The organism is Bartonella sp. TT29SHDZB (assembly GCF_042193395.1).
In the GTDB taxonomy this organism is placed as follows: Bacteria; Pseudomonadota; Alphaproteobacteria; order Rhizobiales; family Rhizobiaceae; genus Bartonella.
In genome coordinates this window covers 24485-32392 of record NZ_JBHILQ010000016.1, presented here as the reverse complement: position 1 = coordinate 32392, position 7908 = coordinate 24485, and the positions used below count along the sequence as shown (strand labels likewise).

Genomic DNA, 7908 nt, shown 5'->3' with positions numbered 1-7908 from the left:
ACCGTCACCCACCGCTATGAAAAACAAAGCGGATACACAACAGAAATCACACTCGAGGCACCAAACAAGGGAAAAGAAAGCAACAAAGAATAGAAGCTGGGCTGGTTGCCCAGCCAACGGGAGAAGTTTAGCGACCAACCCGTCCGATGCAACTCAACTCAACATCGCAGCCACTTCTTCTCACTTAAAGCAATGAGAAGACGGCGAATATAGATGGAAGAGTGTTAAAAAATAATGGATATACTTTGTAAAGAAATATTTAAATCTGTTGATCCTATCACACCAGCTGCTGCTTATATTGGAGGCAAAGTCAGGTTAGCCAAAACCATTGTCAAAATGATCGAGGATATTCCACATAGCATTTATGCGGAGCCTTTTGTTGGTATGGGGGGAATATTCTTTAGACGAAAATTGATTCCCTCTGTTGAAATCATCAATGATTTCTCAGGAGATGTGGTGAATTTTTTTCGGGTGTTACAACGCCATTATCACTCTTTTATGGATCTATTGGAGTTCCAGATCAGTAGCCGTGAGGTGTTTGAACGATTACGTACACAAGATCCAAATAGCCTCACGGATTTGGAACGGGCTTTGCGGTTTTTATATTTGCAGCGTTTAAGTTTTAGCGGGAAGGTAGCCGACCGTACGTTTGGAGCTAAAAAAGACCGTAGTGCACAGTTTAATCCTTTGAAACTTGAAGGCTTATTAAAGCTTATTTACCGTCGTTTAGCGAGTGTTACCATTGAACATTTAGACTGGTCTAATTTTATTATGCATTATGATCGACCAAACACCTTATTTTATCTTGACCCGCCTTATTGGGGTGTTGAGGATTATTATGGAAAGGATTTGTTTAAGCGAGAAGATTATCAGACGATGTCTGCACTTCTTTCGCAATTAAAAGGGAAGTTTCTTTTGTCTCTCAATGATGTGCCAGAAGTTCGAAAAAGTTTCAGTCAATTCCATATAAGAGATGTGAAAACAGTTTATTCGTGTAACTCTTTAAATAACACAATTGCTGGTAAGGAGCTCATCATTACCAATTGTGATTAGGAAAAGAGAAAACGATTCACGAAAGGGGCTTTAAATGATCTTTGAAAGGCCTTTGAAGACCCTTTGAGAACACCTTTAAAACTCTTTGAAAAAAAATAAATTGGTACAAAACCTAGTGGCAAAATATACAAAACCTGCTGGCAAGCTACAGGCAAGCTACAGGCAAGCTACACTGGCTGGGGAACTTGGATTCGAACCAAGATTGACGGAGTCAGAGTCCGCTGTTCTACCATTAAACTATTCCCCAATAAGCCAATTTTACCATTTCTAGCAGATTCTATAGTGTAGGCAAGTGCAAAAAATCTTTAGATTATCGATAATAAAGAGCGATAGGGATATCATTATAATCCCCGTAGTGGCGGTCTCAATATTTTAGCATATAGCAATAAGCGAATAAAAACATGTAAATAGAGCACACCGCGAATGGAGGCATCACAAACTCTTGTTGAAATATTCTCTAATAGGTATATGCCTGTCAGGCAACAGCTACTAAATCATGGAGAATTTATGAGTAATATTCCTACTTATCCTGTTACCCCAAACCTACAGTTGGTATACGTTTCAAACATAGAGTACTCTACGGCTTTTTACAAATTCATCTTCAAGAAAGAACCTGTGTTTACCTCGCCACGCTATGTTGCATTTGCTTCTTCGGGGGACGCTCTCTTTGCTCTCTGGTCTGGGGGCGATACGCCTGAGGAAAATGCACCTCGTTTTTCAGAAATCGGCATTATGTTGCCTACTGGAGAGGACGTAGATAAGCTCTATGCGGAATGGAAAGAGCAAACCACTGTTGAGATAAATGTTTTGAAGGAACCGTATACTGATGTATTTGGACGTACCTTTCTAATCAAAGATCCGGACGGACACATTATTCGTGTTTGTCCACTGGATTAAAAAGCCTGAGATCCGATCTTTAATCGTCTGAATTATAATATCTGAATTATAATAATTGTCTGTTTCCAAAACCTATAAGCTATGCACGCTAAGAGGCTTACTTACGACGCGTGGGCTTATTCGTTCGGTGCTGTTCCATTATTCAGCCCCACAACCTGTCTGTTTCCACAGGCGGTCTAATTGGTTTGGGGCATCAGTCGGCGTTATTACATGGCTAGTGATCCGTACTTGTAAAATCATAGAAGCTATCCCTCATCGCACTTATATTGAGCCTTCTATTGGAATGGGAGGAATATTCTTTACAAGGAAATTGATATCTTTTGAAGTTAAAAAGACATTGTACATAAAAACTAATAAAATCAATATATTAAGTGCAGTTATTTTATATGAATCCACTTAAGAATCCATACTTTTATGCATGTTTGAATTGATCATTTTTTATATAAGATTGCCATGGATGTATAGACCATAAAAAGCAAATCATGATGCAAATATTATAACGCATGGGTGCATTCAAATGAAAAGCGGTTATCATTCATAACAGGTCATAAATTTTATGATACGTCACAGCACAAATCACATTGTTTTAAATTTCAGTCGTTTGGAATTATCGATAACATAAATTGTATACGTTTAAGAATGGGATGTGTTTTGCTCTTTATTTGAGTGCAATCTTAAAAGGAATAATCGTTTGAAACGATCATAAGCTTATAGATTGAGTTCATAAAGATTGCACAAAAGGATTTAAAGATAAGATCGTTTTTTAAAACGCTTACTAAAAAGTTAGTAAATGATAGGCAGGCATTATATAGATACTATCATCACAATATAGAATGAAATCACAATGTTATGTCTTATGAAATTGAAAGTCTTTCCATGATATAACGCAAGAAAGTGAGAAAAAACGTTTTAAAAGTTACAGTTTAAAAATACGAAACCAAATGAGTTCTCCCAAAATTTTGGGGGAACCTATTGAAAAAAAATGAGGCAGCAAAATTCAAAACCATTGTAACATCTAAGGTATGGGATTTTACTCAATTTTGAGTCAAAAGCTATAATGTTTAAAGATGGCTCTTCTAAAGATAACGCCTCCAAAATTGGATTGGTTGATTTTGCCAACTCAAATTTGAGCTGGTTAATTTGCAAAGAAGTTACATTTGAGTGCAAAATGAAAAAATGCTTATGAAAACCCTTATTGAGAAGACATTCATTTAAGATGCATTTTCTTTTGATTGGATTGATAAAGTTAGCAAGCGTTTATAGGCTCTATAATGCTAATGAATGATATCAAAATCATAGCTGTCATTTACGTTTCTTTTGATAAGTTTTCATATCTTTAATAGAGCGCTTGCAATATGATACGTTTTGTATATATGTATTGATTACTCCATTGTGGATGGTTCATTTGAATCTTATAATCAATATCTGAAAGCCGTGTCATATCAATTGGCACGGCTTTCTTTTATGGATTCTCTCTTTAGAGATAGGTTTATATCTATTAAATAAGGCGTTCCTTGCCTGTCATTTATTTGTTTGTATCTGTAATCTTGATAATATTATTCGTTTTCATAAATCTCACATTTGGGGGGAAATAACACTTACTTTTACTGTTTAATTTTGCATTGCCATAGGGCTTTACCCAGACCTTGGCATGATGGGAAACTTTGGCATTGCCATAAACAGAGCTAGATATGCGTATATTACTATGGAAAGGATTTGTTTAAGCGAGAGGATTACCAGACGATGTTTGCTTTGCTTGTGCAATTAAAGGGAAAGTCAATGATGTGCCTCAGATCCGAAAAATCTTTAGCCAATTTAAGATAAAAGGGGTTGGCACATAATCTTATACATGTGGTTCAAAGAATCCACCTCCAGCTCAAGAGCTTATCATCTCAAATTGCGATTTTTAGAGGAAGAGAAAAATATGCATTAAAGGGATTTTAAATGACCTTTGAAAGTTTTTGCAGATCCTTTGAAAAAAATAAATTGATGCAAAATCTGCTTTCAAATTATACAAAACCCGATGACAAGCTACAATCATAAAATACGGGCTGGGGAACTTGGATTAGAACCAAGATTGATGAAGTCAAAGTCCGCTGTTCTACCATTAAACTATTCCCCAATAAGCTAATTTTACTATCCCTAGCAGATTCTATAATGCATGTAAGCGCAAAAAATCTTTATGATTATCGATAATAAAGAGCGATAGGGATGTCATTAATTGTTTTGATTTGAATATCGACATCGTAAATGTCTTTAAGAATTTCTGGTTGCATAATTTCTTTTGGAGTCCCACAATAGGCCGCTTTCCCATTTTTCAATGCAACAATCATATCTGAGTAAGATGAGGCAAAATTAATATCGTGCATAACAATAAGAATGGTTTTTTTCAGTTCATCGGCAGTGCGGCGTAGCTGCTTCATCATGGAAACGGCATGTTTCATATCCAGATTGTTTAATGGTTCATCTAACAGAAGATAATCGGTATCTTGACAGAGAACCATGGCTATAAAAGCGCGTTGACGCTGACCTCCAGAAAGCTCATCTAAAAAACGGTCTTTTAAATCTTGTAAGCCGAGATAGCGTAGCGCACTGTCGATAAATTGTTTATCTTCATGTGTATACCAGCCTTTTGAATAAGGATAGCGTCCGAAACTTACTAAATCGTACACGGTTAAACGAAAAGACAAAGGATTTTCTTGACGTAGAATTGAGAGTTTTTGAGCCAAAATATCGTGGGGCATTTTATCAATATCAAAGCCGTCGATATGAATTGTACCATTATGGTGTGGCAAAAGACGTCTTATCAGCATTAAAAGAGTTGATTTTCCGGAACCATTGGGTCCAATAAGAGAAATAATCCCCCCTTTTGGAAGATGAAGGCATAAATTATCGATAATCAATCGTGCTCCGTAAGCCTTGGAAAGATGATTGATTTCAATCATTTTAGTTTTCCCTTCATCAGTAACATTAAGAAAACAATTCCCCCACAAAACTCAATGATAAAACTTAAACGTCCTGCCATATGAAAAATTTGTTCTAAAATAAATTGTCCCCCCACCAAACAAATAATAGCCAATAATATTGCAATAGGGACAACAATACTGTGTTTTGCTTGAGGAGAAAGTTCATAGGAAAGGTTGGCAACTAACAGTCCAAAAAAGGTGACGGGGCCTACCAATGCAGTGGAAATGGATACGAGAATGGAAACAAAAATAAGGATAGCTGTCGCACTTTTGTGGTAATTAACGCCAAGATTAAGAGCATTTTCACGTCCTAAAGCCAAAATATCAAGAAGATGACGGGAATGCCATCCAATCAGACTCACAATGAAGACAATGATTGTGGCAAAGCTTATTAATGGTGTATTGAATTTATTAAAATTTGCAAACATAATATCCGTTAAATTCATCATTTGGTCTGGATTTAGTTGCAATTGCATAAACATCCGTAAACTGAAAAAAAAGCCGCCTAAAACAACACCGATTAAAAGCGTCAAATGAAGCCCTTTTAGGTTTCCTGAAAAGAGCCAGCGAAAAAGGCTTATTGAAAAAAGAATAAGAATGAGTGCTTCAAGAACGAGCTGTCCTTCTTCATTCAAAAAGGGCAAAGAAAGAGAGCCTACAAAATACATTAGGGCAGTCTTTATTAAAATATAAAGCTGATCAAATCCCATAATTGAAGGGGTAAGAAGACGGTTATTAACGATTGTTTGAAATAAAACCGTAGAGACGCTTATTGCATAGGCAATAAGAAGTAGAGAGGAAAGTTTTGTAAGACGAAATTTCCATGTATAAACATTGATATTCCACGTCATGTAAAGACTAATGACAATGCATGCTATGATGATAAGTGTTGTTAGTACACATATTGTTTTTCTTCTTTTATCCAAGACGCTTTCTCCAGCGTAAAAGCAGTATCATAAAAATAAAACTACCGATTACACCCATTATGGTGCTGATGGGAATTTCAAGAGAGGGATGAATGATTCGTCCTAAAAGATCACAAATTAAGACCAATCCTGCACCGCTGATGGCCACCCAAGGAGCGGTATAGCGCATATTATCTCCCATGAAACTTGAAACAATATTTGGAATAATCAACCCAACAAAAGGAATACGGCCAATGGTACAGACAACGACAGCAGTGATTGAGGCGACAATAAAAAGACCAAAAAACATGACAACACGATAATTCAATCCAAGGTTATTGGTTAAATCTTCTCCCAAACTTGCAACCGTAAAGCGATCAGCAGTACAATAGGCCAGAATACAAAGGGGAAGGGATAACCATAAGAGTTCATATTTTCCTTCAAGAACCATCGCAAAACTGCCAAATAAGTAAGCTTGAAGAGAAGGGAGTAACATTTCATAATCTGCAATGGCATTGGTTAAAGAGCCAATAATATAGCTTAGCATAATCCCTGTAAGGGGGACAATGAGAGCAGATTTTAGAGGAATGCGTCGCAATAAAAACATAAAAAGTAAAGTGCCTGCCATGGCAAAAATTGTCGCAACGACCATTTTTCCTAAAACAGGGATATCGGGTAAAAAAATCATAATAAAAAGAATGCCAAGGGAAGCAGATTCAATGGTTCCCGTGGTTGATGGCTCGACAAAGCGATTGCGTGTCAATAGTTGCATAATCATGCCTGAAAGTGCAAGTGCTGCGCCTACTAAAAGGATTGCAATGGTACGAGGAAGACGTGTTTGCCAAAAAATAAGCCACGCATGGGGATCGGCTGCGAAAAGGTTAGAAGGTGTGACATCAGAATAACCAACAAAAATGCTGAGGATAGACAGGAAAATTAGAAGTGTTATGGTTATCCAGTAATTCTTCACGTTAAATCATTTTCTAACAAAATCTACAAAAAGCAAAGACTGCTTAATAAACAACCTCTGCTTTTAAATTTTATTGATATAGCAAGCAAGCTCTTTCGTGCGCTTATTTGCTCTTTGTAAAGGCTTCATTGATCTGCTGTGCGGTTTCAATGAGTGCCGTTAAACCACCATTTGCACGATACCAGCTCCAAGAGTCCAAATAAATAATTTGGTTTTGTTTGCTCGCTGTTGTGCGGTGAACAAGCTCATTGTTGAGCAATTGTGCTGCGGATTGTCCTTCCCGTCCAATGGCTGCATCGCGATCAATCACTAACAACCAATCAGGATTGGTTTCAAGAATGAATTCAGGAGAAATGAGTTGTCCATGTTTTTGCACGGTAAGTTTATCGGTTGCAGGGGCAATTCCAAAAGCGGAGTGAAAAATATCGAAACGTGATTTTGGTCCGAAAGCACTGATTTTTCCACCAGAGGTCATGAGTATAAGCCCAGTGCCTTTTCCTTGGGTATTTTTACGGACTTCAGCAAAAGCTTCATTGATTTTTGCAATTTCCTTTTCTGCTTCTTGTGTTTTGCCAAAAATTTTTCCAAGGATAGACACATTTCGTTTAATATCTTCAAGAGAATTTTCGTTTTCTACGGTTAGATCAATTGTTGGAGCTATTTTGGATAAATCTTTATATTTTGCTTGAGTTCTGGAGGAAATAATAATCAAATCGGGTTGAAGAGTGGCAATTTTTTCATAATCTGGTTCAAAAACGGTACCGATTCTTTCATATTTTTCATCATTAAATTGTTGCAGATAGGAAGGTTTTTTTCCTTCAGGAAGGCCAATAACCGCTTGGATACCAAGGCGATTCATATTATCTAGCGAAGCAAGATCAAACACAACAACCTTTTGCGGAGAAGCGGGAACAGAAGTCGTGCCTGAAACATGATTAATCGTTACATTTGTCTGGGTACTCGTATTTGCAATACTCGTATGAGTCCATAAAACCGTTGCAAAGCTGATTGCAACCAGTAAAACAGAAGTCATCCATTTCATATATTTTATCATCGTTATTTTATCCTTTTATCTAATATTACAAAGGTTTGCGCACTTAAAAACTTAACTTTGGTA

The 7908-nt window shown here is 36.8% G+C and carries 6 protein-coding genes, 2 tRNA genes and 3 pseudogenes; 5 read left to right on the top strand and 6 right to left on the bottom strand.

The genetic code is table 11. From position 1 onward, the window contains the following. Window positions 1-93: pseudogene (locus ACFIJJ_RS07450) on the top strand (late control protein); the annotation flags it as partial. A 141-nt stretch (window positions 94-234) separates the two neighbouring features. Further along, on the top strand, window positions 235-1053 hold the full coding sequence (locus ACFIJJ_RS07445) for a DNA adenine methylase (RefSeq protein ID WP_375646500.1): 819 nt from the start codon (window positions 235-237) through the stop codon (window positions 1051-1053). A 173-nt stretch (window positions 1054-1226) separates the two neighbouring features. Here ACFIJJ_RS07445 and ACFIJJ_RS07440 read toward each other — a convergent pair. Further along, a tRNA-Gln gene (locus tag ACFIJJ_RS07440) sits at window positions 1227-1300 on the bottom strand. Between the two features lie 260 nt (window positions 1301-1560). On the opposite strand from ACFIJJ_RS07440, the gene ACFIJJ_RS07435 reads away from it, so the two are divergent. The 3 genes and pseudogenes from ACFIJJ_RS07435 to ACFIJJ_RS07425 all read left to right on the top strand — a co-directional run. Next, the gene (locus tag ACFIJJ_RS07435) at window positions 1561-1950 is read left to right on the top strand and encodes a VOC family protein (protein WP_375612407.1); all 390 of its coding nucleotides are present in this window, start codon (window positions 1561-1563) and stop codon (window positions 1948-1950) included. 232 nt (window positions 1951-2182) lie between these two features. Further along, window positions 2183-2266: pseudogene (locus ACFIJJ_RS07430) on the top strand (DNA adenine methylase); the annotation flags it as partial. A 1388-nt stretch (window positions 2267-3654) separates the two neighbouring features. After that, a pseudogene (locus ACFIJJ_RS07425) lies at window positions 3655-3860 on the top strand (DNA adenine methylase); the annotation flags it as partial. Window positions 3861-4001: 141 nt separating this feature from the next. Here the strand turns inward: ACFIJJ_RS07425 and ACFIJJ_RS07420 are convergent. The 5 genes from ACFIJJ_RS07420 to ACFIJJ_RS07400 form a co-directional block, all read right to left on the bottom strand. After that, a tRNA-Gln gene (locus ACFIJJ_RS07420) sits at window positions 4002-4072 on the bottom strand. Window positions 4073-4136: 64 nt separating this feature from the next. After that, window positions 4137-4895 (bottom strand): ABC transporter ATP-binding protein, encoded by a 759-nt coding sequence (locus tag ACFIJJ_RS07415; RefSeq protein WP_375646498.1) that lies wholly within the window; start codon window positions 4893-4895, stop codon window positions 4137-4139. Beyond that, window positions 4892-5842 carry an iron chelate uptake ABC transporter family permease subunit gene (locus ACFIJJ_RS07410; protein ID WP_375646497.1) on the bottom strand — a complete coding sequence of 317 codons (951 nt, stop codon included), beginning with the start codon at window positions 5840-5842 and terminating at the stop codon, window positions 4892-4894. Before ACFIJJ_RS07410 ends, ACFIJJ_RS07415 begins: the two co-directional genes overlap by 4 nt. Beyond that, entirely contained in the window at window positions 5835-6791 is a 957-nt protein-coding gene (locus ACFIJJ_RS07405) for an ABC transporter permease (protein ID WP_375623944.1), read from the bottom strand. The genes ACFIJJ_RS07410 and ACFIJJ_RS07405 overlap by 8 nt, the downstream gene beginning before the upstream one ends. Window positions 6792-6894: 103 nt before the next feature. Further along, window positions 6895-7845: a siderophore ABC transporter substrate-binding protein gene (locus ACFIJJ_RS07400; RefSeq protein ID WP_375646496.1), complete on the bottom strand. Its 951-nt coding sequence runs from the start codon at window positions 7843-7845 to the stop codon at window positions 6895-6897. Window positions 7846-7908 lie beyond the last annotated feature (63 nt).

Excerpts from the sequence above, each read along its gene's own strand:
- ACFIJJ_RS07445 (WP_375646500.1), top strand. The coding sequence starts at position 235 with ATGGATATACTTTGTAAAGAAATATTTAAATCTGTTGATCCTATCACA.
- ACFIJJ_RS07435 (WP_375612407.1), top strand. The coding sequence starts at position 1,561 with ATGAGTAATATTCCTACTTATCCTGTTACCCCAAACCTACAGTTGGTA.
- ACFIJJ_RS07415 (WP_375646498.1), bottom strand. The coding sequence starts at position 4,895 with ATGATTGAAATCAATCATCTTTCCAAGGCTTACGGAGCACGATTGATT.
- ACFIJJ_RS07400 (WP_375646496.1), bottom strand. The coding sequence starts at position 7,845 with ATGATAAAATATATGAAATGGATGACTTCTGTTTTACTGGTTGCAATC.